The following is a 26593-nucleotide window of genomic DNA, read 5'->3' on the forward strand; positions in this document are numbered from 1 at the left end:
TCCTCCCGCGTAAATGTGTAATTTGTCCTACGGGTATAGCGTAACTTTTCAGTGTTAATCTTGTTTAAATGAATTATTAAGGTTTTGTAAAATAAGCTTGAACTTTGTATAGAATGCGGGTGAAAGGAACGGGCGCACAAAAAAACACCTGCATGGTTCAATGCAGGTGTTTTAATGAAAAAGTCCTATTCTGTAGCTTCTTTTTCGATTTTGTCTTTATTTTTTTCGGCGGTATTTTCTTTCGATTGTTTTGATTTCAGTTCAAAATACTTATCAAGCACTTTCCGGCCGAGTTCGTTTGTAATTGAATATCTTTGGCCATAGTCATTATAAACCCAAGGAACGACGACGGAAATTGCGACTTCAGGATTATCGTAAGGAGCGTAGGCAACAAGCGTTGTATTGTATGTCGGTGTTCCCGTTTTCGATTTGTCCGGTCCGTCATAGAAAGACTGGGCCGTTCCTGTTTTTCCTGCTGGTTTATATGAAGCAGAAGCAAACTGACCCGCTGCCGTACCTTTTGTCATTACGCGCCTGAATCCGTTTTGGACTTCTTTAATATATTGATCGCTCATGTCTAATTTGTTCAATACTTCAGGCTGCACGGACTGTGTAACGGCCCCGATTCCTTTTTTCGAATCAGGCTCCCTGATCTCTTTCACGAGCTGCGGCTTCATGCGGTACCCGCCATTGGCAATCGTTGATACATACTGAGCCAGCTGCAGCGGTGTGTATGTGTCATACTGTCCGATGGAATAGTCAAGCAAGAAACCAGGCAGTCTTTGAGATCCTTTGTAGCCTGTTGCTTCATTTGGCAGATCGATTCCGGTTTTGACGCCGAGGCCGAACTGGCTGAAATAATACCTGAATGTATCAAATGCTTTTGTTTGAAGATCGAGAGGCTGGTGCGCCTTATATTGACCTTTACCAAGGGCGATCGCTGTTTTAAACATGAACACGTTTGAAGATTGTTCAAGCGCTCCCTGGATACCCAGTGTTCCCAAGCCCACTCTCCATGACTTTTTCGGATTCGGCGAGTCACCGATCCAAAGCGGTTCATCAAGAAAAGTCGTATTTAAATTAATGGCTCCCGTCTGCAAACCTGTTAAAACAGTGGCCCCTTTGACAGCCGAGCCCATCGCGTAAGAAGACGTCATCGCGCCGAGGGCATAGTCGTCAACCTTTAATTTGCCGCTTTCGTTTTTAAGCTGCTTGCCGGCAATCGATAACACTTCCCCGTTTCGCGGGTCCATCATGACGACGAATGCGCGGTCGAGAAGCGGAGCGCTATGCTGGGCTTTGGCGGACTTCAGTTCATCCTCGATAATTTTTTCAATCTCTTTTTGCATATCAACATCGATCGTCAAGACTAAATCTTTTCCGCTTTTCCCCTCTGAAATGACTTCCGTATCGACGATATCCCCTGATTTGTCGGTAATATTTTTCACTTTCTCTTTCTGTCCCTGAAGCACATTTTCATATTCGGCTTCAAGGTAGCTTTTTCCAACCCGGTCATTCCGGTTGTAGCCGAGCGACAAATAATGATCAAGCAGACTTTTCGGAAGCCCTTCATTTGAATCAGATATGCTGCCGATCATCGTTCTGAGCAGACCGTTATAAGGATAATCCCGCTTCCAATCTGACGTCACATCGACTCCAGGGAGCTCGTCCAGGTGTTCGCTGACAACCGCCATTTCTTTTGCGGTTACGTCCTTGTTTTTAATATACTGCGGAGTCAACGCGTATCCAGAATCCATCTGACGCTTGATTGCCAAGACTTTCAAATCTTGATCTGTCAGTTCTTTCAGTTTATCTTCCGTGATCCTGTCAAGCTGCAGCTGGTATAAATCGTCTTCTTTCAGCTTGCCGTCCTTAACTTTTTTCCGATCCTGATCGGTGATGAGCTTCTCGGCTTTTTTCGGCCTCGTTAAAATCCAGTAGTCCTTTTTATCGCGCTCCGTTATTTTATCTGTATCGATTTTGATCATTTCTGCAAGTTTTTTTGCTATTTTAAGCCTGTCCTTTTGAGAGGTCGATGATGTCCTTGTGTATGTAATGGCATTCATCGGTTTATTTTTCACGATCGTGTTTAAGTTCCGATCATATATTTTCCCCCGCGGAACGCTTGTCGAGACATCGACTTCTTCCTGCTTCTGCACTTCGTTCGTATAGTCTTCGCCAAAGACGATCTGCACCATGCCGAGGCGCACGACGACGATGGTGAAAATAATAAAAGCGAGCAGGAACAATATGTTCAATCTAATGGGGAGCGATTTGCGTTTTTCAGTTTTCATTTTTTTGTTCATCATTAGCATCACCTTTTTGAAATAAAGAAAAGACACCTTATGAAAAGGTGCCAAATCTATTGTAAAGTTTTTTTCGGCATTTTTCTACTATTTTCCCTTGCGGCTTACCTTTTTCCTTCTAAATAATTGGGTTCAGCTGTTTGTTTATGCGCATCTTTTCCGACCGTTTCGCGGGCGGGCTCTGTCAGACGGATATCTTTGACGAAATAGTAGATCAGCGTGTGGCCTGCCCCCAGCAAAACGAGGGAAACCGGAATGCCCAGGTCTTCTTTCAGCAGCGACACGAGCAGCAAAAAGACCAAGATCGAGACAATCCGTCCGATGTTTAAAAAAACCTCTCTGACGACAATATATTCGATCCGCGCTTTCCGGGCATACCTTGCTTTACCGATCACATCATATGTGAGCGATGAATACGGTACGAGCAAAATCGGATAGCCGATCGCAATCGCTACAGCATACAGCAGCAGCGTCACATACGTCATATGAAACAAAATCAGAAATAGAGCGCCGAACAGGATGAGACCGCCCATTAAAATCGCCTTTTTGCGCGCTCCTTTTTTAATAAGCCGCGTTGCGAAATAGTATGCAAAAAAAGAAACAGCTGAATTAATCAAGCCGAACTTCCCCAATGCCAACTCGCTCTTTGTCGTAATAAAGACAAAGACATTGATTAAAAAAACGAAAATCCCTTCTCTCAGCCCCTGAAAAAAATGAGCATTTGTAATGCTGCGCCAATTCGGGTCTGAATTTCGTTCCGCCCAGATTTTCTTCAAAATGTAGCGGCCGCGCGATTCACGCCTCTTTAAAAAAAAGCTCGTGATGACAGCCACTGAAAATAAAGCCAAAGACAGGCTGAAAATCACCGTGTACCCCGTGTTGTCAGCAAGCCGTGAAATAACATAGCCGGCGACAATCGGACCGATCATTCCCGCGCCGGAATTTAAAATGCCGAGAAACCCGTTAAAAAAATCTCTCGTGTCTGGCTCAGTGATTTCAAATGTCAGGACATTAAACGCAAGCCAATAAAATCCGTAGCCAATTCCGAGCACACTGCCGAGCAGCACAAGCCGTGATCCCGCATTCTCCCCCGCCAACAGCACAGTTAAATAAAATACAGCCAAAAACGAAACGCCAAACCTGAGTATAAACACCCTGTCGATTTTTTTAGCAAGGCGGCCTGCAAACATAAAGATGATAGGCTGCATCACGACGATCGACAAATTGTAAATGGCCAAATCGACAAACTGTCCGGACTGCTTCCACAGATATACATTCACAAACGTATTGGAAAGGGCAATGCTAAGAGAATAAAGGCCGCCGACTGCAAGCAGCAGCAGGAGGTCCCTGTTTACTTCAACATCGCCTATTATGTTTTTGATTCTGCTCATAACTGACTCCCCTTTACTGATCATCATTAGTCTGTCTCATCAAAAGTCAGTTATGTACTTCAGAGCAAAAGAAACGAAAAACAAACAGACCGGCTTTTTGCCGGTCCTTCAACAGCCGCTCCGCTTCGCGAACAACATAAAAAGGCCCGCTTTCCGCGGGCCTCTCAGCGTGTCGACAAACCCTCGCATTCGTTGTCAGGCCTGCGCGTCGGTACTCACGAATCCAACATTCGCTCCGCTCCGATGCTCGGCCTTCCTAGACTGCAAGGGTTTTCAATCACGCTGAAAAGGGATGATAAAATCCCAAAACAAAAAGTCGTTCTGGGATTTTATCAACAATCTGAAAGGCCCGCTTTTCGCGGGCCTCTTTTCTCAAACTGGATTATTTTGCTTCGCTATAAAGGCGGGCAACTTCATCCCAGTTCACGACGTTCCAGAATGCTTTAATGTAATCTGGACGGCGGTTTTGGTAATTCAGGTAGTATGCGTGCTCCCATACGTCAAGACCTAAGACAGGGGTCTTGCCTTCTGAAAGAGGAGAATCTTGGTTTGGCGTGCTTGTGATTTCAAGCTCTCCGTTATTGACAACAAGCCATGCCCAGCCGGAGCCGAAACGGCCAGCTGCTGCAGCGGCAAAGTCTTCTTTGAATTGATCGAAGCTGCCGAATTTGCTGTTGATCGCTTCTGCCAATTCACCAGTCGGAGCGCCTCCTCCGTTTGGAGAAAGAAGTTTCCAGAACAATGAGTGGTTGGCATGTCCACCGCCATTGTTGCGGACAGCTGTGCGGATGTTTTCCGGTACAGCATCAAGGTTTGCAACAAGCTCTTCAACAGATTTGCTTTCAAGATCCTGTTTGCCTGCCACCGCTTCGTTCAATTTTGTAACATATGTGTTATGGTGCTTCGTATGGTGAATATTCATCGTCTCTTTGTCGATGTGAGGTTCTAACGCATCGTAAGCATAAGGTAATTCTGGAAGTTTGTAAGCCATATCAATTCCTCCTTAATTTGTATGTATTGAAATGCCGCCTTTAGCAAGCCTTTCCTCTTTCAATGTATCAAAAGAAAAGGCTTGTTTCAATGGAAATGCTCACAAAATGATCACAGTTGCATTTCAAGCGCTCACTAAACTTTTTCCTTTTCCCCTTCTTTTTAAACATGGACGGGAAAATTTTAGAGCACAGTATATAAAAAGTAGCCGATCATTATCAGCTGAATCACACTTTTCGCAAAAACGCCTGAAATAAATCCGATCAATGAACCGATCCCGATTCTGGCCGCTGTTTTCAAATCCTTCTGATGGACAATCATCTCACCCGCCAAGGCCCCGACAAACGGCCCCAAAATAATGCCCGCCACAGGTATCACAAAAGGTCCGATCAAAAGGCCGATTGTGCTGCCCCATATCGCCGCCCTGCTGCCGCCGAAGCGCTTAATACCGAGGAGATTTGCAATATAGTCAGCAGCAAACAATACGGCTGTAAAAATGCCTTCAATGATCCAAAACAGGTAGGAGTAATGCCCGAATGTAAATAAAAAACCGTATAGCACAAAGCCGGCTACGATGAAAACGACGCTCGGAATGATGGGATAAACAAGGCCGATGAACGCAATGACGAACATCGCCGCAATGATGATCCAATATAAAACATCCATCCGAATCTCCTCCAATCGATTGTGATGCTTCATATTATACCCATTTTTCCAAAAGGAAACTTCCAGAGTCCCTGTTGATCGATAAGTTTTCTTGTATTCGTCCTTTTGTGACGATACAATAATGCAGATACATTATAGAAATAGGAAGTGAAAAACGAATGAATTTATTTCAGCGATTTTTTAAAAGTACATATTCCCCTCACGCGATTGGCAAAATGCGTTTCCAAGGCATAGGGAAAACGATTTTATACGTATTTTTGCTCAGCATCATTGCCGCTCTCCCGAACCTTTACCATATCAGCAGCGGAGTGGTGAATACAATGAACAGCTTTCAGTCAGCTGTAAAAGAATTCCCCGCTTTCTCCATAAAAGACGGCTCACTGCAAACAGATGCAAAGAAAGCGATTGAATCACAGTCATTCGGATTTGTCATCGTTTTTGATCCGAGCGGCTCTTATAAAACAAAACAGATCGAAGACAAACGGAATTCCGTCGGCATTCTGAAAGATAAGTTCGTCATCGCCATTGACGGCCAAGTTCAGGAAATGCCGTACACCATGCTTCCCGAAGACATGTCCAAGGACGATATCCTTTCTTTAGTTGATCAAAATAAATCGGTGATTGTTCCCGTCTTATGCGTTCTGCTGTTTTTGGCGACGGCAGCCGGAAAATTCATTGATGTCTCGGTTCTTGCCGTCATCGGGCTGGTCATTCGCAATGGACAGAAGAAAATGCTCTCCTATAAGCACCTTTGGGTGATGTCTGCTTATTCGATCACGCTCGCGACCGTGTTTTTTGCAATTATGGACGCGCTGGAGGCGGTGGTTCCAAGTCAGTTCCTCCTGAACTGGTTTGTGAACTTTATCATCCTGTTTCTCGCCATTAAAGAGACGCCGTCTTCTAAAGCAGCAAGGTAAAACGGGCAGGAGCAAATTTATTGTCATGTTGAAAGAGGGACAAGCGTAACATAATAAAAAATGCACGAAATGGGGACAAATCAGATGAAACGTGTGATTGTGCTGTTTTCGATTTTGCTCGCCCTGTTCATTGTTTATTATGACTTGAAATCAGGCACCATCCCTCAAAACGCCTTGCCGGCTTCAACCATGGCAGCAGAAGCTCCGGCTGCAAGCCTGCAATATAAGACCGTTACCGTCAAACCCGGACAGACCGTATTTTCAATTATCGGGAACAGCGCCGTTCCGGCCGACAAAATAGCCGAAGATTTTGAAGCGCTGAATCCGAATGTGAAGGCGAGCCGCATTCAAGCAGGCATCACCTACAAGTTTCCCGTTTATCCTGAATAAGCGTTAATTTCTTGTCAGTTTCATGAACGGGCTGTTACAATAATACTTGTAAACGATTTGGTATAAGAAAAGGAGCAACCGCCTCCGAATTATACTTAAGGAGCGAATTCAAGTGAGTGAAATCACACATCGTACAAAAACGCGTCCCGTTAAAGTGGGACCTTTAACAATAGGCGGCAATAACGAAGTCGTCATTCAAAGCATGACAACAACGAAAACACATGACGTTGAAGCAACCGTCGCCGAAATCAACAGACTCGCGGAAGCGGGATGTCAAATCGTCCGCGTCGCCTGTCCTGATGAACGGGCTGCAGACGCGATTCCTGAGATCAAAAAGCGGATATCCATTCCTCTTGTCGTGGATATTCATTTCAACTATAAATTGGCTTTAAAAGCGATCGAAGGCGGAGCCGATAAAATCCGCATCAATCCGGGAAACATCGGCCGCCGCGAAAAGGTTGAAGCGGTTGTCAATGCAGCGAAGGAAAAGGGCATTCCGATCCGGATCGGCGTCAATGCAGGCTCTCTGGAAAAACGAATCCTTGAGAAATACGGCTATCCGACAGCAGACGGCATGGTCGAAAGTGCACTGCACCACATTAAAATTCTTGAAGATCTCGATTTCCACGATATCATCGTCAGCATGAAGGCGTCTGATGTCAATCTGGCGATTGAAGCGTACGAAAAAGCGGCAAAAGCATTCGATTATCCGCTTCATTTAGGCATCACCGAATCGGGTACGCTGTTTGCCGGTACGGTGAAAAGCGCCGCCGGTCTCGGCGCGATCCTTTCAAAAGGAATCGGCAATACATTGCGGATTTCTTTAAGCGCGGACCCGGTCGAAGAAGTAAAAGTCGCCAGGGAGCTCCTGAAATCTTTCGGGCTCGCTTCCAATGCAGCGACATTGATTTCCTGTCCGACTTGCGGCCGGATCGAAATCGATTTGATCAGCATCGCCAATGAAGTCGAAGATTACATCGCTAAAATCAAGGCGCCGATTAAAGTTGCCGTTCTCGGCTGTGCCGTCAACGGTCCCGGAGAAGCGCGTGAAGCCGATATCGGGATTGCCGGCGCACGCGGCGAAGGCCTCCTGTTCCGCAAAGGCGAAATCGTCCGGAAAGTGCCTGAGGAAACGATGGTCGAGGAATTGAAAAAAGAAATCGACAAGCTCGCCGAAGAGCATTATGCCAAACAAGCGGCCGAAAAAGAAAAATTAAACACAAAATAAAAAAGCTTGACGGATATCCGTCAAGCTTTTTCCGTTAGAAAAACGGGGTGATGAATATGCCAAGCACCAAGGAAACTGCACCGATACCCATTGCCCATGCTCCTAAGCCAGCTGCTCCTTGTCTTCTGGCTATATAACCGACAATGATCCCTGCAATTCCTAACAGCACTGGAAGCATAAACAAGGAAATAATCGAAAGCGCAAGCGCGATATACCCGGTTACGCGTCCGCCGGCAGCATCGGCATCGTTACGCGCGTCACCGTTGTCCCTGTTATCCGTACGATAAGTCGGGGCAACTTCTGCTGCTGTTTCTTCTAAAAAGTCATCATTATCTAAAGTCGCATCGACTAGGTCAGCATCATAACCGGCCCGGTTACGACCGCGAACATTTTGATCTCTTTCCATTCGATATCCCCCCTCTTTAATCCATAAAGGAGCATTTATAGTTTAAGCATTTTAGCCCGATTCATGTTTGCTAAACTTTACTGTAAATGTTAAAAGATTATGATACACTGGAGGAATGGATGATAAGGAGTGTGGACATGTTACATTTAGGAATCGATATTGATGGAACGATCACTGCCCAGGATACTTTTGTTCCCTATTTGAACGAGTCGTTCAGCCTCTCCATTACATTGGAAGATATTAAGGAATATGACTTAACAAAGCTGCTGAATATATCCCAGGAAGATTTTTGGAAATGGATGAACGAAAACGAGCCCCGCATCTATCAGGAAGCATTGCTGGCTCAATATGCCAAACAGACGCTGGATGAGCTGAAAAAGCAGCATAAGCTGATATACATTACGGCAAGAAGACACCATCTGGAGGATATCACCTTTGATTGGTTCGAGAAACGCGACATTCATTATGACCATATAGAACTTGTCGGCGGTCACGATAAACTGGAAGCCGTCTTCAGGCATAAGATCGATGTTTTCTTTGAGGACCACCACGGAAATGCAACCATGATTGCAAAAGAAGCAGGCATTCCGGTTCTGTTGTTTAATACGCCGTATAATCAGCTTCCGATCGATTCAAACATCGTCAGAGTCGACAGCTGGCTTGAAGCCGCCCAATGGCTGAAAAAGAACGAGAAAACGATTAAAGGCGCAAAAAGCATGTAAGATAAAGTCTCTTACATGCTTTTTGCGTTAAAAAGGCATATGGCTTTTTAACGCCATATGCCGCTTTTCTTTACTGCGCTTCTGCGCTTTTTTCTTCGCATCGCGGGCACGTTCCGTAAATTTCAAACTTGTGGCCGCTGATCTGGTAGCCGTCAAGATCGTCTGTCAGCTTTTCCATCGGGCATAGCTCGATTTCCTTCGTTTTGCCGCACATCATGCAAATAAAATGATGGTGGTGATGAGCAGAAGAACATTTAAAGCGAAACAGCTTTTCACCGGAAAGCTCAGTCGTTTCCAAAATGCCGAGTTCTTCAAACAGCGACAAATTCCTGTAGATCGTATCAAAGCTTAACCCCGGATAATCATCGTTTAAAGCGGAAAGGACGTTTTTCGCCGTTAAATATTTATCAGAATCACTAAACAGCTGAAGCATATCCTCCCGTTTGCTTGTATATTTATATCCTTTTTCCTTCAGTAAATCAAGCGCTTCCTGTACGTTCACGGCGAATCCTCCTTTTGATTTTATTATAACTGATGCACAGTATCAGGATAAAGATCGACAGCATCACGATCGTTCCCCCCGGCGCAAGATCCAGATGATAAGCAAGCACCAGGCCGACGATGACGGAAAGTTCACCGAATAGAATCGATAAGAAGATCGCCTGCTTAAACCCCTTGGCAATGCGCATGCTCGCAGCGACAGGGAGCGTCATCAGCGCTGAAACGAGAAGCGTACCGACGATTCTCATTGAGGCGGCAATAACAAGCGCAACGATCAAAATAAATATAAAATGAATCCACTTTGCGGAAATCCCCGAAGCTTTAGCATGCTCTTCATCAAACGACAGAAGAAACAGCTCTTTAAAAAGGGAAAACACCACAATCAAAACGGCCGCGGAAATTCCGACGATCACCAGCATGTCTTCCCGCGAAACAGCGCTGACGCTGCCGAATAGATAGCTGAACAGATCCGTATTAAATCCGTCCGCAAGCGAAATAAAAATAACGGAAATCCCGATTCCCCCCGACATGATAATCGGGATCGCCAGCTCCTGATAATGTTTATAAACCGTTCTCAGCCTCTCGATAATCAAAGATCCGGCAACGGAAAACGCCATTCCGAAATAGATCGGGCTGACGCCGGCGAGCACTGCAAACTGTTTGCCTGCATACAGGCTCGCTGCTATGCCGGCTAAAGAGACGTGGCTGAGCGCATCTGCGATCAGCGACAGGCGCCTGACAACGATGAATACACCGAGCAAGGGCGCGATGAGGCCGATTAATATTCCTGAAATAAAAGCGTTTTGCAAAAACTCATAATGAAAAAAAGGTGTCAGCATTATTCGTGTCCTCCATGATGATGGTGATTGTGGCTGATGGCTTGAACATCATGCCCGTAAAATTGAGACAAGTCTTGATCTGTCATGGACTCAAACTCTTCTGTATTGCCGTGAAAATGAAGATGTTTATTCATGCAGGCAACGTGTGTGACTTTATCGGAAACCGTGCCGACATCATGGGTGACAAGAATGAGTGTAATGCCTTTTTCACGATTCAACTTCTCCAGCAGCTTGTAAAACCCTTCAACTGTTTTTTGATCGACTCCAACCGTCGGCTCGTCAAGAATGAGCAGCTTCGGTTCGCTCACAAGCGCTCTCGCGATGAAAGTTCTTTGCTGCTGTCCCCCCGAAAGCTCGCCGATGTTCCTGTCTTTCAGGGACGTGATGCCGACGGCTTCGATCGCTTCATCCACCTTTTGCTTATCGGCTTTGGCCATGCGTCTGAATAAGCCGAGCTTCGCTGTTAAACCGCTTGCCACCACTTCATATACGGAAGCGGGAAAACCGGTGTTAAAGCTGTTTGCTTTTTGGGATACAAAGCCGATTTTGCTCCAGTCCTTAAATTTTCTGAGAGGGACGCCGAACAAATTAAGTTCGCCTGTCTGCGGCTTAATCAGCCCCAGAATGCATTTCAGCAATGTCGTCTTTCCCGATCCGTTTGGACCGACCAAGCCGAGAAAAGTCCCTTCTTCAATGTTTAAATTGATATCTTCTATCACATTTCGATGATCATAGGAATATGATACATGCTTCATTTCAATAATAGGTTGTTTCAATACGTTCACCTTCAACTTCTCCAGAATCATTACGATTTATCGCACAAAAAGAAAATGGCAGCCGAAAAGCAGCAAGCCATTTTCACGATTGACCAGTTCATCTTTAAATTATACATATAAACTAAAAAAAAGTAAATGAAAGCCTAATGGATGGCATTTTTGAACTTTCCTCCACGCGTTTCGTGCGTGTCCATAATCGTTATAAAAGCATTGTGATCAATATTGAAAACAATCGATTTCAGCTTTGTCACTTCAAGCCTGGTCACAACGGCATAAATCACCTCTGTATCCTCATCGGAATAGCCGCCTTTCCCTTTGAGCTTTGTCGTTCCCCGGCCGAGGCGATGCAGCAGCGCATCGGAAATCTCCTCGTATTGATCTGAAACGATGATGACCGCTTTCGTCTCATCAAGCCCTTGAATAACGGCGTCGATCGTCTTCATCGCAATATAGTACGTCATAACCGAAAACATAGCCTGCTCAAGGCCGAATACAAAGCTTGCCCACGTAAAAATAAAGACATTGACGAACATGACAAATTCGCCGACTGAAAATGGCAGCTTTTTCGTAAGCAAAATGCCGAGTATCTCAGTTCCATCCATAGAACCGCCGTTACGAATAACAAGCCCTACGCCGAATCCGAGCAGAAGACCGCCGAATACGGCTGCCAGAACGGGCTGAGTCGTAACCCCTTCTACATGATGCAACAAGGTTTCAATAATTGATAAGCTGATGATTCCGATCAGGGTTGAAATTAAGAACGTTTTTCCGATGTGCTTGTAGCCTGAAAACATAAACGGAATGTTAAGAACGACGACGAGCAGTGCGAAGTTGATATACGGAGTATCTTTAAAAATGTAGTCCAATATTAGTGAAATGCCGATAATGCCCCCGTCAATGATGTTGTTCGGCACTAAAAATAATTCGATGCTGGCGGCTGCACAGGCAGCCCCGACGAGAATCATGACGATCCGAAACGCCACTTTGACCGCTGATTCTTTTTTATGCTGTTTTATGGTATTTGCCATTCTGTCTCTCCTTTTTCCAAACTGGCCAAACTGTCCCTTATCATCATATCATTTAACAGACTGAAATAAAAAAATGACACATTTTTAATTTTACGCCATACATTAGTTCAGAGGGGAGGAATGGACGTGATTTTATTTCAAAAAATCGTGCTGCAGCGTTTAAATCAGGTCACGGCTGACGAGGTGCTGAAGTACGCTAAACAATACGGAATTCATGTAACAAGAAAACAGGCGCTTGAAGTGGAAAAGCTTGTGAAAGGAAAAAACATCAATATTTTTAATGAGGAAGAACGCAATAAACTGCTCAAGCAGGTGGAAGCGGTCACTTCAAAAGAAGCGGTGCAGCTCTTGAACCAGCTATTTTCTCAATACGTATCATAAAAAAAGGGGAGCTGATACGCCCCCCTTTTTTATTGCTGCTTGATTTTTTCCAGCAGCCCTTCATCAAACTGTTTATTTTTAAGCATTTCAATTTCAAACCGGTATGGCGGCTTTTTGTTCTTTTTATCTTCTCCTACATAAGGCGTTTCAAGGATTTTCGGAATATCTTTCAGCTGATCGTGGTGGACGATGTATTGAAGCGCATCAAAACCGATTTCTCCGAATCCGATGTTTTCGTGCCGGTCCTTTCTCGCGCCTCTGACATTCTTGCTGTCATTAATATGAAGCACTTTTAAACGGTCGATTCCGACGATCTTATCGAATTCGTTTAAGACACCGTCAAAGTCGGATACGACATCGTAACCCGCGTCATGGGTATGGCATGTATCGAAGCAGACGGATAAATGTTCATTGTGTGTAACGCCGTCGATGATCTGTGCCAACTCCTCAAACGTCCGTCCGCATTCTGAACCTTTGCCGGCCATCGTTTCCAAAGCGATCTGCACATTCTGATTCGGGTCGATGACCTCGTTCAATCCTTCGATGATTTTTTGAATGCCCGCTTCTGCGCCTGCACCTACATGAGCTCCCGGGTGAAGAACGATTTGTCTGGCGCCGATCGCCGACGTCCTTTCAATTTCAGAACGCAGGAACTCGACACCGAGCTCAAATGTGGCCGGATTTGTTGTATTGCCGATATTGATAATATACGGGGCATGAACGACGATATCAGAGATGCCGTTCTCCTCCATATGGGCTCTTCCTGCTTCAATATTTAAATCCTCGATTTTTTTCCTGCGCGTGTTTTGCGGCGCTCCCGTATAGATCATAAATGTATTGGCGCCGTAGGAGCTTGCCTCCTGACTGGCCGCAAGCAGCATATGTTTTCCGCTCATTGAGACGTGTGAACCGATTTTCAACAAAACTGTTTCCCCTACTTTCCTTTTCTAAATTGCTTTCTTTTTTGCTGTCTTTTTATTTTATTGATTTCCGTCTGCATTTTCTTCTTATATCCTGGCTTGACTTTTCTCGGTTTTTTCACAAGCCGCTTGGCGACCTCATCCGTTTCATCAGGCGTTCTTTTTCGATTCTGACGGCGCTTGCGGTCATCGATCTTTTTCCACTCGCCTTTTTCAAGCCTCATGTTTTCAAACACGATTCCCATCTGTTCAAGCTTCACAAGTGCATCTTCGTCAGAGGTATCATAAAACGTCATCGCTGTTCCGGATGTTCCGGCGCGCGCTGTACGGCCGACGCGGTGAACGTAAAAATCAAGATCGTCTGGCAGTTCATAGTTAATGACATGGCTGATGCCTTTAATATCGATTCCCCTTGCAGCCAAATCAGTGGCTATGATATAGGTGAATTCCAGATCGCCGATTTGCTTCATCACTTTTTTTCGTTCCCGCGGCGTAAGCCCTCCGTGAAGAAGTCCGACTTTCATCCCTTTGTCCGTCAGGTATGCGGCGATTTCGTCAGCCGTTGTTTTTGTATTGGCAAAAACAATCGCCAAATACGGATTTAAATGGGTCATAACCTCGAGCAGCAGCTCATTTTTATCCCTGTGTCTGGAAGGTATCAGCACGTGTTCGATTTTTTCGGCCGTGATGTGCTTCGGCTCAACATGCGCATACCTCGGATTGGCCATATACTTTTTCAGGAAAGGCTTTAATTTTTCTGGAATCGTTGCGGAAAATACGAGCATCTGCAAGCCTTCAGGCATATGCGACCCGATAAAATCGACATCTTCCAAAAATCCCATATCAAGCATTAAGTCCGCCTCGTCGATAACGAGCGAACCGGCTTTATGAACATCGAGCGCCTGCTCCCTGATCAGATCTGCAATCCGCCCCGGCGTACCAACCACCAGATGGGGCTGTGTTCTTAATTTGTCAATCGATTTTTGTTTATCGGTACCGCCGATGAAACATTTCGAACGAACCGCTTCATCAGGCCCTAAAAACTTGGTGATTTTCAGGACTTCCTGATGAATCTGGTTGGCGAGCTCCCTTGTCGGAGCCGTAATCACGACTTGAACGAACTCTTTTTCAAAATCGATCCTGCTTAAGAGCGGGAGCAGATAGGCATGCGTTTTTCCCGTACCTGTCTGCGACTGTCCGATCGCGCTCTCCCCTTTCAGCGCCGCAGGAATTAACCGCTTCTGAATATCAGTCGGCTCATAAAATCCCAAGTCGTGAACAGCCTCTATAATAAACGGCTTTAAATCGTACATTTCAAATTTCGTTTGTTTCATTTTCCCAACTCCTTCTTGGAAAGCCTTTATTCCGGCGCTCCAAGCTTTATCCTATATGGCTGAATTGTGCGCTTATGTATCCTTTTTTATGCCGCACTGCTTAAAAAAAGGCTGATATCATGTCCATCATTAAATTATAACTGATCCTGCGGAAAAAAACCATCACCCCCGCCCTATTCGGGCCGGCGGCAAAGGCACTTTGCCACCGTTGGTGCATACCCTATCAAGAGAAGGATTTTGAAAGGAGGTACAAGTATGTTTCAGCAACAGCCGATGAGAAATCAGCCAAGACCGCAGATGCCGCAAAGGCCCGGCAGAGCCTTGATGCCGAGACATCCGGGGATGAGAATACAGCCCCCTCAAGCGCAGCAGCGCGGCCTGCAGCAAATGTTTCAGCCGATGGGCGCCGCCCAGGAGCAAGCAGGGGCGCGAGGAGGCGGCGGGATTCAGGGTTTGCTCTCGAAAATCCTTCCTGGATCTGCCGCGTCCGGGGGAACAGGAGCAGGCCTCGGCGGAACCGGAAGCGGCCTTGGAGGCATTCAGGGTCTTGCCAATCCGGCTACCATTTCAAACATGCTCGGCAATGTTCAAAAAGCGCTCGGTGTAGCCCAGCAAGTAACGCCGATGATTCAGCAATACGGACCTCTCGTCCGCAATCTCCCCGGCATGGTGAAAATGTTCAGACAGCTGAATTCCGATGATACTGAGGCGGAGGACAGCGAACAACAAAAAGACGAACCGGACAACAAGACCGAAACGAGCGGCGAAAAGAAAGAAGAAATAAAAGTGTCTTCCAAAACACCCGAAAAATCCAAAGCCGAAGAAATCAGAAAAAAACGGAGCCGTTCAGCCACTCCGTCTGCAAAAAGAAAAACCGGAGGATCAAAACCTAAACTGTATGTATAACATTCTTTGATATCTCCTGCGGGATCAGATATAATAGGTCTATAGAGACTGCAAAAATAAGCCGTTTTTTACGGCTTTTTATCATGCCCGGCTCTTACTTCTTTATAGGAGGACTAAGAATGAACGTAATTAAAATATCGCCGCGCGGCTATTGCTACGGTGTCGTCGACGCCATGGTCATCGCAAAAAACGCGGCTCTCGATAAAAGTCTGCCGAGACCTATATATATTTTAGGAATGATCGTTCACAATAAACATGTCACCGACGCATTTGAAAAAGAGGGCATTTATACGCTTGACGGTCCGAACCGGCTTGAGATTTTGAATCAGGTCGACAAAGGAACGGTGATCTTCACCGCTCACGGCGTTTCGCCCGAAGTCCGTAAAATAGCTGAGGATAAAGGTCTTGTCGCGATTGACGCCACCTGCCCTGATGTGACAAAAACACACGATTTAATCCGAAAAATGAAAGCGGAAGGCTATCACGTCATCTACATTGGAAAAAAAGGACACCCGGAGCCTGAAGGAGCGGTCGGTGTCGCCCCGGATATCGTTCATCTTGTCGAAACCGAAGAAGACGTGGAAAGGCTGGACATTGAAGCGGAGAAACTGATTGTCACGAACCAAACGACGATGTCCCAATGGGATGTCCATGATATTATGGAAAAAGTAAAAGAAAAATATCCGGATGTTGAATTCCACCAGGAGATTTGTCTGGCCACCCAGGTGCGTCAGGAAGCGGTGTCCGAACAGGCGAAAAAAGCCGACTTGACAATCGTTGTCGGCGATCCGAAAAGCAATAACTCGAATCGCCTCGCCCAGGTCTCCGAGGAAATCGCAGGCACGAAAGCATACCGGATCGGCGATTTAAGCGAATTAAAGCTGGAATGGCTCGACGGCGTGGAAACCGTCGCTGTAACGGCCGGCGCATCGACCCCGACTCCGATTACAAAAGAAGTCATCCGCTTTTTAGAACAATTCGATCGTGAAGATCCTTCCACATGGAAGATCAGTCACGAAGTACCTCTTCAAAAAATCTTGCCTAAAGTAAAAGCAAAAACCTGAAGCATCCATCGCTTCAGGTTTTGTTTTTATAAAAATGTAAACGGGTTCGTATTTGTATCTGATGGAAAGACGGCGACATTGTATTTTTTCTTTCGGCACATCGCCGTCAGCTTTTTCGCAACTCCGTTTTTCATGATTTGTTCGGCATAATGTCCAGGGTCGACCACATTCAGCCCGATCATCATGGCATCGTGCGCCGTATGGAAATAAAGATCTCCTGTTACATATACATCGGCGCCCATACGTTTTGCATGATGGATGTATTTATTGCCGTCGCCGCCTAATACAGCGACCTTCTTCACTTTCGCATCAGACTTGCCCACCATCCGCGCTCCGTTTGCCTCCAGCTTTTCTTTCACATAACGGGCAAATGCTTCGAGTGTCATCTCTTCATTCAATTCACCGATACGGCCCAGCCCTTTTCGAAGCGGACTCTGCTCGACGGGATAAATATCAAAGGCCACTTCTTCATACGGATGAGCCTCATTCATCGCTTTGATCACGGATTTTTCAATACCTGACGGATAAACGGTCTCAATTCTTACCTCTTCGACCCGTTCAAGCTCGCCCCGCTCGCCGATAAAAGGATCGGCTTCAGACAGCGGCTTGAAGCTGCCGACTCCTTCTGAAGAAAACGCACAGTGGCTGTAGGCGCCGATATGACCGGCTCCGGCGTCTCCAAGCGCTGCGCGCACCTGTTCTTCATAATCTTTCGGGACATAGACGGCGAGTTTTTTCAGCGGCTCTTCGTAGGTTGGAACGAGCACTTTTGTGTTCTTTAATTCCAGCGCTTCCGCAAGCATGTCGTTGACACCGCCGTCAGCAACATCGAGATTTGTATGAGCCGCATAAACGGCGATATCATGCTTGATGCACTTTTCGATCAGCCTTCCGCCAGGCTGGTCTGTGATGACATGTTTCAGCGGCCTGAAAACAGGCGGATGGTGCGCAATGATTAAGTCAACGTTCTTTGCAATCGCTTCATCAACCGTTTCTTCGAGAACATCTAGCGTGACCATGACATTGGACACCGTTTTGTTCAGCGTGCCGATTTGCAGGCCGATTTTATCGCCTTCAACGGCGTATGACTTTGGTGAAAATTGTTCAAACAATTGGATGATTTCATGCCCGTTTATCGTTTTTGTCATCTTCTAAGTACCTCCTTTAAGACCTCTATCCGTTTTGACAGTTCAAGCAATTTTTGTTGATTTTCTGCACTCGGAAGAGCCGCTTCAATTTGTTGATAGATGTTTTCCGTATGTTTCAGTTCTTGCGACCATTTTTTGATAAAAACAGCATTTTTTTGTTTGGCCAAAAATGGGCCGACAAGCATGCCTGCCGCAAAGGAAATCCCATCGTAAGCCGCATCCCGATCGCCCGCTTCCGCGACGAGAACCTCATAGTACTTGCCGTCTTCTTCAAGGATTTCTTCATTGATCAGTGCATAGCCTTCCTGATAGAGCCATTCTCTAATATGGTGAGCGTGGATATTCGGCTGTAAAACCAAACGTTCCTTACCTGAGAGCTTATCCTTGCCCGCTTTTAGAATGTGAGCAATGAGCGAGCCTCCCATTCCGGCAATCGTGATCACATCAGCTTCGCCCTTTTCAATCACTTCAAGCCCGTCGCCTTTCCTTACGGATATGAGCGGACTTAATTGCAATTTCTCAACCTGCTGCTTCGCAGAAAGAAAAGGACCATCTGTGATTTCTCCGGCGATCGCGGCGCTTGCCAGTCGATTCAGCACACAATAGCAAGGCAAATACGCATGATCAGACCCGATATCAGCCACAACCGCCCCTTTTGTTATGTATTTCGCCACAGTCTGCAGCCTTTTCGATAACTTCAATTCATTCACAATTATCACAACTTTTCTAGATTCATTTTTCCTTTACTATCATATAAAAAATCGCTTTAGTTTCCAAGCTGGAACAGCAAATCAACATTTTACTCGATCAATTTTTGATTTTCTCTGTAGTACGCACGTAAAGCATGAGTCTCAAGATCCGCGAGCCGAACCGGAATCGGCAGCCTGCTTTCTCGATTGACCAAGCTCATCGCGATGTCATAACTGCTGTCTAAATCAATCAAATGTCCGCATGATAGAAATATCGGTTTGACATCTTGCCTTGTCCGCACCGCACGTCCGTAGACTTCGCCATCAATTACAATATCAGTATAAGCACCGAAATTATTATCAGGCATCACAAAATCAGTTTGTTTTATTTTCAAGTAAGTTTTCGCAATGCCGATCGTTGGCTTTTCGAGAAAAAACGCCGCATGTGTCGCAATCCCCATATGGTTAAAATGGAGATAGCCATTCCCGTCAAATAAAAAAACATCCGGTTCAATCGTCAGCTTCTTAGCCGCCTTAATAATAAGCGGCAGCTCCCTAAAAGCAAGAAACCCCGCGATATAAGGCACAGCGATTTTTCCTGCACTATGTACTTTTTCAATGACACGCTTCGTATGAAAATCCAGCACGATGATACTGCAGACACCAAACGCTTCACCATCTTCCTCCCAATAAGCTAAATCAACCCCCGCACAGGTTTGCAGAGCGTCTTTACTGATAGATTTTACTAGATTGATATGTTTTTTTAGTTTTGTTTGTATCGTTAAAAAGTCATTTTCTTGGTTTAAATTAAAATCGTGTATGTTGTTGATGTTCATCTTTAAAAACCAACTTTCTATCATCCCTTTTTTCAAAGCGCCTTTATCCAGATCATATCTAAATTGTTCAGTTCATTCAAAGTTATTGATTCATACCGGGATAAGCCGGGACAGCAAGATGTCTTATAGAATGAGCAGCATATAAAAAAGAACCCCTCAACAAGCAAAAAATTGGGAGCTCTGTTTGTCTTTTTGTAAATCGAAGTATTTTCTAATCATTCATTATTATTCTTTATTTCTCAGCTTCATCGTCATACTGTTTACACCCTCAAAAACAGCGTCCCGTATGATTTCAGTGTAATTCTCATAACTGTCGCTTTTGGCTTTAATGATATCTAAAACTTGTTTAAATTGTCCATCTATGATAATCGTAATGCCTTCGACCTTTTCACCTGTCTGATCATTCACAAATTCCTCATTTAACATGGTTACCGTATCATTACTATTCATAAGACACTCTCCTATCTTTTTGAAAATAAACTTTTCCCTTTATGATTGATCCAATACTTTTGATTTGTAGGAACTAGATTTGTAAAGTCCTCATAAATTCCGATCCAATGATTCGGTACATATTCTTCATAAGATGCTGGCTCTGGGTATATGGAATAGAACTTTTTTTGACCAAAATCTAACAAATCATCGGCTGGCTATTTATATTTATGTTCGGCTGCTTTTTGAAGTGTGGCTTCGATGTGGTCCACTAATTTTTCTGGTCTTCTCGTTTCCATGTCTTCTAACGGGTTATCCCAGTCTAGATTTTTTATTAACAGCATATAAAAGGTGCCTGAAGGATCAATATCTATATACCAGCCGACATCTAAAGTCAAGCGGCTTTCTTTATGCTCCAACTGCAATAATGATGACGTAAAGTTGAACCAGTCATCACTGTCTTCCTCTAAATGATCTGGATCGATATCAATTAGTTTATTATAAGAGACAGTCCATCCTTGAGGAACTCTCAGACGTAAATAGTCAGGAGGGCCTTCAAAAATAAAAATGTTCCCTCCAAATGCCGCCGCTTCTATTTTCCAAATGATCCGTTCCAATTCGTCCACTAACTGCTGGCGATCTTCAACATTGATTGTGTCAATCGTTTCTCCATGATTGTCACAAATATGTATAAGATAATCATCATGGCCTTTAATGATTTTGACCGCAGCATGATATCTTTGTTTTTCTAATTCTATTAATTTCGTATTTGGTTCAACTGTTTCTTGTGTGACGGTTAAATCATGGTATTTAACGAACCAGCCGCACGGTATATTTATAGGTTCTAATGATTTTATGGAATTAGACAAATCGTTCACTCCTGATTTGTATAATATAAACTGTTGATTTGTTGCGATGACTTCCGAGAGAATACAACCCTTTAATTATCCCTCTTTACATTTCACGGCCATTAGAATCACTTCGTAAAATTATAATGTACCTACTCATTTTCTATCCTAAAACTAGAAAAAGCACTTGTTTCCTTTTATTTACAACCAAGTGCTTTATTCTTAACTTTAGGAGCAGTTAATAAACATATATTAAACTTACGATTGTTATATAAGTTTTTTCCTAATTAAAATAACTTTATAAACTCTTCTCTTTTTGTTGGGATCTCAGTGTTTGTGCTCTGATAATTTTCAATGCCTTTTCCTATTTTTTCAATCTCCTTCAATGTGATAAAACCAGTTTCCACTGCACTGTTTAAAAAGATGGTAATACTATCGTTATTAATACTCTCTAACGCTTGTGGTAAATATTTCACTTTTTCCTTTTTATAAGCTTCCCAAGAAGTATAAGCGACAGCATCAACTAATAGTGACCATAGCCTAGCAATATTTAAGTCTTCTTCTTCCTCAGCAAATTCTGAAATTCCTGTAAAGTCTGCGTTATCAATTAGCTCGTATAAGTCATCACCAGTAACAGCATGAGATTCAACCCATAACCAGCATTTGTCCAATGCTTCTCTCCCTTCAGGATACCTTTCATCGTCTTTGCTGATTACAGAAAATACTCTTTCGGCAACTGTTAAAACAAAGCCTACTTTAACTTCATTTTGTAAATTATCGATTGAAATATTATCCATGATTTCCTCCTTAAAATTATCCGATAATCTTTCCATCTTTTAAAACGAAAGATAACAGTCCATTAGTTTTAACACTGTCATCAATCTCTGATGTTACTTCTATTGTTAGATTGGGATATTTCTTGCTTGCTTGATAAAATATACCACTCTTTTCAATAGGATAAGGTTTAAGTAATCCTTTACTACACTTATTACATACGCCTCTTGGATTAGACTGGTGAACTCTTAATGTACCTGTTACTTCCGTCGGTTTGATGCCTGCCTTCTTTACAGCAGAATCAAACTCGTTTAAAACTCCTTCTTCAGCATGTCTTGTAAACTGTGCTAATTTAGGATTTTTCATATGATCGTATGGGGCCCTGATCTCTCTATTTGGTAAGATTGTATCCAATGAAGGCAGTCCAGCTTCTTTTCTTACTTCTGGAGATCCACCTTCAAAAGTCCTTTTTTCAAGTCCTTTTACATCGGTTTTACCAACTGCAATTGTATTAGTCTCTGGAACATTCCACTTTTTCCGTAAAACATCCAGATCTTCTTTACCCAGTTGGATCTTACCATTACCCATCCCCTTACCACTTACCATCTTCACAATCCCAAGCTCTTTCACCGGCGTTTTTTCCACATTCACGCGGACAATCGGGGTGCCGATGCGGTGGCCTGTTGTGGAGGCCGGCTGTTCGACGTAGACGCGGACGTTTGTTGGAACTTGGAAGGATTTCACCTTTTCAAGGATGTTGTTTCCTTTTTGTACCAGCGCCGCTTTTGGCGATTTCGCGAGCGGAATGTTTTTGCCAGCCGTTTTGGCCAATGTTTGAGCGCCGTGGTTTGCCGTTTTTGCGACAGCACCTGCACCGACGAGACTCAAGGCTGCTTCGATCAGGCCTTGTTTCCGCCTCTCTTCAGAAACTTTGTTTCCAAACATGTCCTTGCCCGTGACGGCTTCTGAGAACCCATTTGAAGCGACAAGGCCGTAGGCGCCCATTTCCGTCATTTTCAAGACGTTCAACGTTTTTGAGGCTTTGTAAGCGTCAAGCGCGTGTTCAGCGGCGATGAGTCCTTTTCCTGTTTTATAAATGGCTTTGCCGCCTTTGAAGGCTCGGCCTGCCCACCCTACGATCGGAATAAATCCTGCTGCCGCCATTGCTCCGGCGGCGACACGCTGGCCGTCTGTCAGCTTTTCTCCTGTGACCGGGTCGACGCCTTCAGCGGCTCTCTTATAATCATAATACCCGCTGACTTCTCCGACAAATGTTCCGGCTGCGTCAAGCGCTTTTAAATACCAAGGCTTGTTCGCTTCTTCTTCTTGTTTTTCCTGAAGCCTGCGCGCTTCTGCCTGTTCATTTTTGAATTCAATATAATTGGCGGCTTGATTTTCGACTTCTATCGTATTTTTATAGATCTCGCTTGAGTGGAACGATTTCAAGCTAAAATACATCGGCGAGGCGGTTTTTCCGTGGCTTGTAGCTTCCATCAGCCCGGAATATTTGCCGAGCACTGCGCTGTCGAGCGCTTGTAAGTTTGTGTATTCGGTCTTGAGCGATTCATCCAGCTGATTAACGGCGTCGATGGTGTTTTGCCGGGTTGTTTGCGCTTTAGACATTTTATCAATATAATCGTCGAGCGTCCAATTGTCCAAGTCAACGATATCGCTGATACTTGCGATGATTTTATCCATTTCCAACTTGAGCCCCGAGACGATTTCCGTCGCTTTCAAATCAGCATTTTTCAGTTCATGATCCAAAAAAGAGATTTCCACATAAGAATCGGACAGCTTTTTGTCCTTTATATCACCTGATACACCTTTAAAAAAAGCAATCTGTGCTTCAACAAGCTTTAACCAGCTGTCTACGATCTCTGCCTGTCCTTTGTAGAAGTCTTTAATGTTGTCGGCACCTTTCCCCTGAAAATCTTCACCTAAATCAGCGACCCCAAGAAACGCTTTTTTGAGCGTCTGCAGTTGATCCTCAAAGGTTTCGTATTGTTTCTTGCGGTTATTCGCTGCTTCAATTAAAGAATGCGCTTCAAATACTTTCATTGAATTGTCCTCTCTAACCTAAGGGCTATTTTCTGGCGATTGCTTTGTCCTGCTCTTTCAGCAAATCGACATTTTCCTTCGTATCCTTTATGTTTTTGTGTACGGCTTTTTTGTAATCGGCCACCATCTGATGAATGTTCTGCTCGCGTTCGTGGCACTTTGTCACATATGTCAATTTATTTTTCCCCGCCGCTTTCGGAGGATTTGGCAGGTCCAGGGCATCGAGCGCCTCTTTTACGGCCTCCAGCTTTTTGATGACCGCTTCATGTTTCAGCTTGATTGTCGTCATTAAAACCAGCTCCAACTGTTTTTGATTGAGCGGAGTTTATCGCTCAACTGATCAACCGCTTTTTCTCCGAGAGAAAGCAAATGATCCGCCTCTTTAGCTGCCGCTCCCGCCAATTCAAGGCTGTGTTTTTCAATTTCCAGCGCGAAAATTTTTCTCTCCAGCTGTGAAATATAGCCTTCATACTTTCCGTTCACGATGTTGTACATTGATGTATGAGCTTCATCCCGTTCGTCATCAAAATCATTGGCGAAGTCCCCCGTCCAGTGGCTGTTCAGATGAGGGTGCAAGATCTGTCTGATCTCGACAATCCCGGTTTCGTGTTCTTTCTCAATCTCCTTTTTTGCTGTTTTGACACGTTCAATCCGGCTTTCTACATCAGCCAGCTTTTGGTTAATCGTGCTGTGGATATGATTCAATGTGCTCTCATGACTCATATGATTCACCTCAGGGAAATACTCAAATAGACGGATGGCACCAGTGCATCCGCTGCATTTTCTCCATTTATATAATAGTAAAATAGATGCAATCTTACTTAAATAGGGTGGAATGCTTATTTTTTCCCCCACAAAGGTGGAGTGCGCCCCAAAAAAAGTAACAAAGACCTATTTCCGGCAGACGCATCATCCTCTTAAAGGCCGGGATCGAAAATCTAAATAGTCCAAATCACCCTTCAACATGACTCACCGCTAAGCAAAAACCCCCGTTTAACGAAAACAAAAAAGGATTCGCACAAAAGCTCTTGTCTAAGCTTTCATTACGAATCCTTTTGGTGATTTAGCCAATCTGGAAAAGCTATTTAATCTCTGACACCCATTTTGCCATATCATCAAGCTTTTCTGCCGGAACAAGTCCGCCCGGCATTCCGTTACCGCCTTTTTCAATCTTTTCTTTAATCGCACCTGTATCCATCCGGTCCCCGACGCCCTTCAGTTTAGGACCTGATACACCTTCATAATTCTCGCCGTGGCAGGTTACACAGTTCGCTTTGTAAATTTCTTCAGGCGAGGCATCCGCTTTGTCTTCTTGAGCTGTTTTATTCCCTTCACCTGCAATTTCTTTTTCGTCATAAAGGCCTTTTATGGATAAGATAAAAACAAGTCCTATGCCCATAATGGCGATTAACAAAAATGGTATCAATGGATTGCGGTTCATTTTACATCCCCCTTTTTAATTTACCCCTGCCCCTTATGTAAACAATTCTAATTCTACTTTAATTTTACAAAAAGTAAACCAATTATGAAACAAAAGCTGATGAAGTTCACATTTTAGACAAAATAACGGATGATGAAGCGATTGTTCATTTTCCATTTAAAGACCAGTTTTTGAATACGGTTACAACAACAATTATAAAGGGCTTTTCCTTCGATCTCAAGGTTATAATGACTCAAAATGCACTTTTGGATATTTGCAAATTCGAAAGAAATTAAGTAAAATATAATCGGGTTACCAATAATAGCGCTTTCATTATGTCGTGAAAAAAGAACGGATCTCCTGACCCGTTCAAGTTTATTCGAGAAAATCTTTCAAGCGTTTGCTTCTGCTTGGATGTCTTAATTTACGAAGTGCTTTAGCTTCTATTTGACGAATTCGTTCTCTTGTTACCCCAAATACCTTACCAACTTCTTCTAATGTTCTTGTACGACCATCATCAAGGCCGAAGCGAAGGCGGAGCACATTTTCTTCACGGTCTGTCAATGTATCCAGTACATCTTCAAGCTGTTCTTTCAGCAATTCATATGCTGCATGATCTGACGGAGAAGTCGCTTCCTGATCCTCAATGAAGTCTCCCAGATGTGAATCGTCCTCTTCACCGATCGGAGTCTCGAGTGAAACCGGTTCCTGGGCGATCTTTAGGATTTCGCGGACTTTTTCAGGCGTCAGATCCATATCTTCCGCAATCTCTTCAGGCGTTGGTTCGCGGCCGAGATCCTGAAGGAGCTGCCTTTGAACACGAATCAGCTTGTTGATGGTTTCAACCATATGAACAGGAATCCTGATCGTTCTCGCCTGGTCGGCAATCGCTCTTGTAATCGCCTGTCTGATCCACCATGTCGCGTATGTGCTGAATTTGTATCCTTTGCGGTAGTCAAACTTTTCTACCGCCTTCATCAGGCCCATGTTTCCTTCCTGAATAAGGTCAAGGAAAAGCATTCCGCGGCCGACATACCGTTTTGCGATGCTGACGACAAGTCTCAAGTTGGCTTCAGCGAGACGGCGCTTCGACTCTTCGTCGCCTTCTTCAATTTTTTTCGCGTATTCGATTTCTTCTTTTGCAGACAAAAGGTTTACCCGTCCGATTTCTTTCAGATACATGCGGACAGGGTCGTTTATCTTAACGCCCGGAGGCACGCTTAAATCGTTAAGGTCAAATTCTTCTTCGGCCTTGGCCAGCTGTTGAATATTAGGATCCTCATTTTCTTCGTTCTCGCTAATTAATTCAACGCCTTGTTCTCCTAAAAATTCATAATACTCATCCATTTGGTCTGATTCGATCTCGAAGCTGGACATGCGCTCTGCAATTTCTTCATATGTGAGCACTCCGCGCTTTTTCCCGGCTTCTGTTAATTGATCCCTCACCTGTTCAAATGTGAATTCAGTTTCGGTCTCGTGTGCTTGTTTATCAGCCATTCATGGATCCCTCCTTCCAAAACTTACAGACGAATTCTAAAAGCATCCCGCTTTTTTTGTTCCTATTTCACGGAGTAAAGCCTTCTCTCTTATCTAGGGCTTCACGGGAAAGCAAATCATAAATTGACA

Annotated in this window: 29 protein-coding genes; 7 read left to right on the forward strand and 22 right to left on the reverse strand. The window is 44.3% G+C overall.

All coding sequences use genetic code 11. The features are described from left to right. Positions 1 to 185 precede the first annotated feature (185 nt). The 4 genes from ACH97_RS21275 to ACH97_RS21290 all read right to left on the reverse strand — a co-directional run bounded on the left by ACH97_RS21275 (position 186) and on the right by ACH97_RS21290 (position 5353). Positions 186 to 2309 (reverse strand): peptidoglycan D,D-transpeptidase FtsI family protein, encoded by a 2124-nt coding sequence (locus ACH97_RS21275; protein WP_050820708.1) that lies wholly within the window; start codon positions 2307 to 2309, stop codon positions 186 to 188. Positions 2310 to 2410: 101 nt separating this feature from the next. Next, the gene (locus ACH97_RS21280; protein ID WP_023855214.1) at positions 2411 to 3697 is read right to left on the reverse strand and encodes an MFS transporter; all 1287 of its coding nucleotides are present in this window, start codon (positions 3695 to 3697) and stop codon (positions 2411 to 2413) included. 382 nt (positions 3698 to 4079) lie between these two features. Continuing rightward, on the reverse strand, positions 4080 to 4688 hold the full coding sequence (gene sodA, locus ACH97_RS21285) for a superoxide dismutase SodA (RefSeq protein ID WP_023855215.1): 609 nt from the start codon (positions 4686 to 4688) through the stop codon (positions 4080 to 4082). A 182-nt stretch (positions 4689 to 4870) separates the two neighbouring features. Further along, a complete protein-coding gene (locus ACH97_RS21290) occupies positions 4871 to 5353 on the reverse strand; it encodes a DUF456 domain-containing protein (protein WP_026579296.1) in 483 nt (160 codons plus the stop codon). A gap of 158 nt (positions 5354 to 5511) precedes the next feature. Here ACH97_RS21290 and ACH97_RS21295 point away from each other — a divergent pair, with 158 nt between their 5' ends. From ACH97_RS21295 to ispG, 3 genes are all read left to right on the forward strand, one after another. Beyond that, the gene (locus ACH97_RS21295) at positions 5512 to 6270 is read left to right on the forward strand and encodes a DUF1189 domain-containing protein (RefSeq protein ID WP_048349957.1); all 759 of its coding nucleotides are present in this window, start codon (positions 5512 to 5514) and stop codon (positions 6268 to 6270) included. Between the two features lie 84 nt (positions 6271 to 6354). After that, positions 6355 to 6660, forward strand: a complete 306-nt coding sequence (locus ACH97_RS21300; RefSeq protein ID WP_026579294.1) for a LysM peptidoglycan-binding domain-containing protein — start codon at positions 6355 to 6357, stop codon at positions 6658 to 6660. A gap of 106 nt (positions 6661 to 6766) precedes the next feature. Further along, complete coding sequence (gene ispG, locus ACH97_RS21305) at positions 6767 to 7888, forward strand: flavodoxin-dependent (E)-4-hydroxy-3-methylbut-2-enyl-diphosphate synthase (protein WP_095323521.1); 1122 nt, start codon at positions 6767 to 6769, stop codon at positions 7886 to 7888. 34 nt (positions 7889 to 7922) lie between these two features. Here the strand turns inward: ispG and ACH97_RS21310 are convergent, their stop codons facing one another. Then, positions 7923 to 8294, reverse strand: a complete 372-nt coding sequence (locus ACH97_RS21310) for a hypothetical protein (RefSeq protein ID WP_023855219.1) — start codon at positions 8292 to 8294, stop codon at positions 7923 to 7925. Between the two features lie 137 nt (positions 8295 to 8431). Between ACH97_RS21310 and ACH97_RS21315 the strand changes: the two genes are divergently transcribed. Next, positions 8432 to 9016: a 5' nucleotidase, NT5C type gene (locus ACH97_RS21315; protein WP_026579293.1), complete on the forward strand. Its 585-nt coding sequence runs from the start codon at positions 8432 to 8434 to the stop codon at positions 9014 to 9016. A gap of 70 nt (positions 9017 to 9086) precedes the next feature. On the opposite strand, the gene zur is transcribed toward ACH97_RS21315, so the two are convergent. The 4 genes from zur to ACH97_RS21335 all read right to left on the reverse strand — a co-directional run bounded on the left by zur (position 9087) and on the right by ACH97_RS21335 (position 12160). After that, positions 9087 to 9518 carry a zinc uptake transcriptional repressor Zur gene (gene zur, locus ACH97_RS21320; RefSeq protein ID WP_023855221.1) on the reverse strand — a complete coding sequence of 144 codons (432 nt, stop codon included), beginning with the start codon at positions 9516 to 9518 and terminating at the stop codon, positions 9087 to 9089. Continuing rightward, a complete protein-coding gene (locus tag ACH97_RS21325; RefSeq protein WP_023855222.1) occupies positions 9496 to 10356 on the reverse strand; it encodes a metal ABC transporter permease in 861 nt (286 codons plus the stop codon). Before ACH97_RS21325 ends, zur begins: the two co-directional genes overlap by 23 nt. Next, positions 10356 to 11132 carry a metal ABC transporter ATP-binding protein gene (locus ACH97_RS21330; RefSeq protein WP_048349955.1) on the reverse strand — a complete coding sequence of 259 codons (777 nt, stop codon included), beginning with the start codon at positions 11130 to 11132 and terminating at the stop codon, positions 10356 to 10358. Before ACH97_RS21330 ends, ACH97_RS21325 begins: the two co-directional genes overlap by 1 nt. Positions 11133 to 11275: 143 nt before the next feature. Further along, on the reverse strand, positions 11276 to 12160 hold the full coding sequence (locus tag ACH97_RS21335; RefSeq protein WP_026579292.1) for a YitT family protein: 885 nt from the start codon (positions 12158 to 12160) through the stop codon (positions 11276 to 11278). 126 nt (positions 12161 to 12286) lie between these two features. On the opposite strand from ACH97_RS21335, the gene ACH97_RS21340 reads away from it, so the two are divergent. After that, positions 12287 to 12541 (forward strand): DUF2624 domain-containing protein, encoded by a 255-nt coding sequence (locus ACH97_RS21340; RefSeq protein ID WP_023855226.1) that lies wholly within the window; start codon positions 12287 to 12289, stop codon positions 12539 to 12541. A gap of 29 nt (positions 12542 to 12570) precedes the next feature. Here ACH97_RS21340 and ACH97_RS21345 read toward each other — a convergent pair whose 3' ends face one another. Together ACH97_RS21345 and ACH97_RS21350 are read right to left on the reverse strand one after the other, a co-directional pair. Continuing rightward, a complete protein-coding gene (locus ACH97_RS21345) occupies positions 12571 to 13464 on the reverse strand; it encodes a deoxyribonuclease IV (RefSeq protein ID WP_020452220.1) in 894 nt (297 codons plus the stop codon). Between the two features lie 11 nt (positions 13465 to 13475). After that, positions 13476 to 14795: a DEAD/DEAH box helicase gene (locus tag ACH97_RS21350; RefSeq protein ID WP_050820709.1), complete on the reverse strand. Its 1320-nt coding sequence runs from the start codon at positions 14793 to 14795 to the stop codon at positions 13476 to 13478. Between the two features lie 255 nt (positions 14796 to 15050). Here ACH97_RS21350 and vrrA point away from each other — a divergent pair, with 255 nt between their 5' ends. Together vrrA and ACH97_RS21360 are read left to right on the forward strand one after the other, a co-directional pair. Next, on the forward strand, positions 15051 to 15701 hold the full coding sequence (gene vrrA / locus ACH97_RS21355) for a VrrA/YqfQ family protein (RefSeq protein WP_048350291.1): 651 nt from the start codon (positions 15051 to 15053) through the stop codon (positions 15699 to 15701). Between the two features lie 119 nt (positions 15702 to 15820). Further along, the gene (locus tag ACH97_RS21360; protein ID WP_023855228.1) at positions 15821 to 16765 is read left to right on the forward strand and encodes a 4-hydroxy-3-methylbut-2-enyl diphosphate reductase; all 945 of its coding nucleotides are present in this window, start codon (positions 15821 to 15823) and stop codon (positions 16763 to 16765) included. A 26-nt stretch (positions 16766 to 16791) separates the two neighbouring features. Here the strand turns inward: ACH97_RS21360 and ACH97_RS21365 are convergent, their stop codons facing one another. From ACH97_RS21365 to rpoD, 11 genes are all read right to left on the reverse strand, one after another. After that, entirely contained in the window at positions 16792 to 17913 is a 1122-nt protein-coding gene (locus ACH97_RS21365; protein WP_048350290.1) for a Nif3-like dinuclear metal center hexameric protein, read from the reverse strand. Beyond that, positions 17910 to 18557, reverse strand: coding sequence for a tRNA (adenine(22)-N(1))-methyltransferase (locus ACH97_RS21370; protein WP_026579288.1), 648 nt, complete (start codon positions 18555 to 18557; stop codon positions 17910 to 17912). Before ACH97_RS21370 ends, ACH97_RS21365 begins: the two co-directional genes overlap by 4 nt. A 155-nt stretch (positions 18558 to 18712) precedes the next feature. Further along, a complete protein-coding gene (locus tag ACH97_RS21375) occupies positions 18713 to 19438 on the reverse strand; it encodes an endonuclease V (RefSeq protein ID WP_025811146.1) in 726 nt (241 codons plus the stop codon). 225 nt (positions 19439 to 19663) lie between these two features. Beyond that, positions 19664 to 19888, reverse strand: a complete 225-nt coding sequence (locus ACH97_RS21380) for a hypothetical protein (protein WP_020452227.1) — start codon at positions 19886 to 19888, stop codon at positions 19664 to 19666. A gap of 197 nt (positions 19889 to 20085) precedes the next feature. Further along, the gene (locus tag ACH97_RS21385) at positions 20086 to 20745 is read right to left on the reverse strand and encodes a hypothetical protein (RefSeq protein ID WP_228119624.1); all 660 of its coding nucleotides are present in this window, start codon (positions 20743 to 20745) and stop codon (positions 20086 to 20088) included. A 257-nt stretch (positions 20746 to 21002) separates the two neighbouring features. Next, a complete protein-coding gene (locus ACH97_RS21390; RefSeq protein ID WP_020452229.1) occupies positions 21003 to 21512 on the reverse strand; it encodes an Imm6 family immunity protein in 510 nt (169 codons plus the stop codon). A 16-nt stretch (positions 21513 to 21528) separates the two neighbouring features. After that, the gene (locus ACH97_RS21395) at positions 21529 to 23547 is read right to left on the reverse strand and encodes a ribonuclease YeeF family protein (RefSeq protein WP_020452230.1); all 2019 of its coding nucleotides are present in this window, start codon (positions 23545 to 23547) and stop codon (positions 21529 to 21531) included. 25 nt (positions 23548 to 23572) lie between these two features. Continuing rightward, positions 23573 to 23836: a YwqI/YxiC family protein gene (locus ACH97_RS21400; RefSeq protein WP_020452231.1), complete on the reverse strand. Its 264-nt coding sequence runs from the start codon at positions 23834 to 23836 to the stop codon at positions 23573 to 23575. Beyond that, positions 23836 to 24270 carry a YwqH-like family protein gene (locus tag ACH97_RS21405; RefSeq protein WP_020452232.1) on the reverse strand — a complete coding sequence of 145 codons (435 nt, stop codon included), beginning with the start codon at positions 24268 to 24270 and terminating at the stop codon, positions 23836 to 23838. The genes ACH97_RS21400 and ACH97_RS21405 overlap by 1 nt, the downstream gene beginning before the upstream one ends. A gap of 358 nt (positions 24271 to 24628) precedes the next feature. Then, positions 24629 to 24988 (reverse strand): cytochrome c550, encoded by a 360-nt coding sequence (cccA, locus tag ACH97_RS21410; protein ID WP_020452233.1) that lies wholly within the window; start codon positions 24986 to 24988, stop codon positions 24629 to 24631. Between the two features lie 354 nt (positions 24989 to 25342). Then, complete coding sequence (gene rpoD / locus ACH97_RS21415; RefSeq protein WP_020452234.1) at positions 25343 to 26464, reverse strand: RNA polymerase sigma factor RpoD; 1122 nt, start codon at positions 26462 to 26464, stop codon at positions 25343 to 25345. Between the last annotated feature and the right edge of the window lie 129 nt (positions 26465 to 26593).

Origin of the sequence: Bacillus paralicheniformis (assembly GCF_001042485.2) — a bacterium.
In the GTDB taxonomy this organism is placed as follows: Bacteria; Bacillota; Bacilli; order Bacillales; family Bacillaceae; genus Bacillus; species Bacillus paralicheniformis.

What these genes read in the sequence shown, in the direction of transcription:
- rpoD (WP_020452234.1), bottom strand. Translation starts at nt 26,464, where the DNA reads ATGGCTGATAAACAAGCACACGAGACCGAAACTGAATTCACATTTGAA.
- sodA (WP_023855215.1), bottom strand. Translation starts at nt 4,688, where the DNA reads ATGGCTTACAAACTTCCAGAATTACCTTATGCTTACGATGCGTTAGAA.
- ACH97_RS21335 (WP_026579292.1), bottom strand. Translation starts at nt 12,160, where the DNA reads ATGGCAAATACCATAAAACAGCATAAAAAAGAATCAGCGGTCAAAGTG.
- ACH97_RS21365 (WP_048350290.1), bottom strand. Translation starts at nt 17,913, where the DNA reads ATGACAAAAACGATAAACGGGCATGAAATCATCCAATTGTTTGAACAA.
- cccA (WP_020452233.1), bottom strand. Translation starts at nt 24,988, where the DNA reads ATGAACCGCAATCCATTGATACCATTTTTGTTAATCGCCATTATGGGC.
- ACH97_RS21350 (WP_050820709.1), bottom strand. Translation starts at nt 14,795, where the DNA reads ATGAAACAAACGAAATTTGAAATGTACGATTTAAAGCCGTTTATTATA.
- ACH97_RS21375 (WP_025811146.1), bottom strand. Translation starts at nt 19,438, where the DNA reads ATGAACATCAACAACATACACGATTTTAATTTAAACCAAGAAAATGAC.
- ACH97_RS21295 (WP_048349957.1), top strand. Translation starts at nt 5,512, where the DNA reads ATGAATTTATTTCAGCGATTTTTTAAAAGTACATATTCCCCTCACGCG.
- ACH97_RS21310 (WP_023855219.1), bottom strand. Translation starts at nt 8,294, where the DNA reads ATGGAAAGAGATCAAAATGTTCGCGGTCGTAACCGGGCCGGTTATGAT.
- ACH97_RS21360 (WP_023855228.1), top strand. Translation starts at nt 15,821, where the DNA reads ATGAACGTAATTAAAATATCGCCGCGCGGCTATTGCTACGGTGTCGTC.
- ACH97_RS21400 (WP_020452231.1), bottom strand. Translation starts at nt 23,836, where the DNA reads ATGACGACAATCAAGCTGAAACATGAAGCGGTCATCAAAAAGCTGGAG.
- ACH97_RS21275 (WP_050820708.1), bottom strand. Translation starts at nt 2,309, where the DNA reads ATGATGAACAAAAAAATGAAAACTGAAAAACGCAAATCGCTCCCCATT.
- ACH97_RS21325 (WP_023855222.1), bottom strand. Translation starts at nt 10,356, where the DNA reads ATGCTGACACCTTTTTTTCATTATGAGTTTTTGCAAAACGCTTTTATT.
- vrrA (WP_048350291.1), top strand. Translation starts at nt 15,051, where the DNA reads ATGTTTCAGCAACAGCCGATGAGAAATCAGCCAAGACCGCAGATGCCG.
- ACH97_RS21390 (WP_020452229.1), bottom strand. Translation starts at nt 21,512, where the DNA reads ATGGATAATATTTCAATCGATAATTTACAAAATGAAGTTAAAGTAGGC.
- ACH97_RS21290 (WP_026579296.1), bottom strand. Translation starts at nt 5,353, where the DNA reads ATGGATGTTTTATATTGGATCATCATTGCGGCGATGTTCGTCATTGCG.
- ACH97_RS21280 (WP_023855214.1), bottom strand. Translation starts at nt 3,697, where the DNA reads ATGAGCAGAATCAAAAACATAATAGGCGATGTTGAAGTAAACAGGGAC.
- ACH97_RS21405 (WP_020452232.1), bottom strand. Translation starts at nt 24,270, where the DNA reads ATGAGTCATGAGAGCACATTGAATCATATCCACAGCACGATTAACCAA.
- ACH97_RS21300 (WP_026579294.1), top strand. Translation starts at nt 6,355, where the DNA reads ATGAAACGTGTGATTGTGCTGTTTTCGATTTTGCTCGCCCTGTTCATT.
- ACH97_RS21315 (WP_026579293.1), top strand. Translation starts at nt 8,432, where the DNA reads ATGTTACATTTAGGAATCGATATTGATGGAACGATCACTGCCCAGGAT.
- ACH97_RS21380 (WP_020452227.1), bottom strand. Translation starts at nt 19,888, where the DNA reads ATGAATAGTAATGATACGGTAACCATGTTAAATGAGGAATTTGTGAAT.
- ACH97_RS21395 (WP_020452230.1), bottom strand. Translation starts at nt 23,547, where the DNA reads ATGAAAGTATTTGAAGCGCATTCTTTAATTGAAGCAGCGAATAACCGC.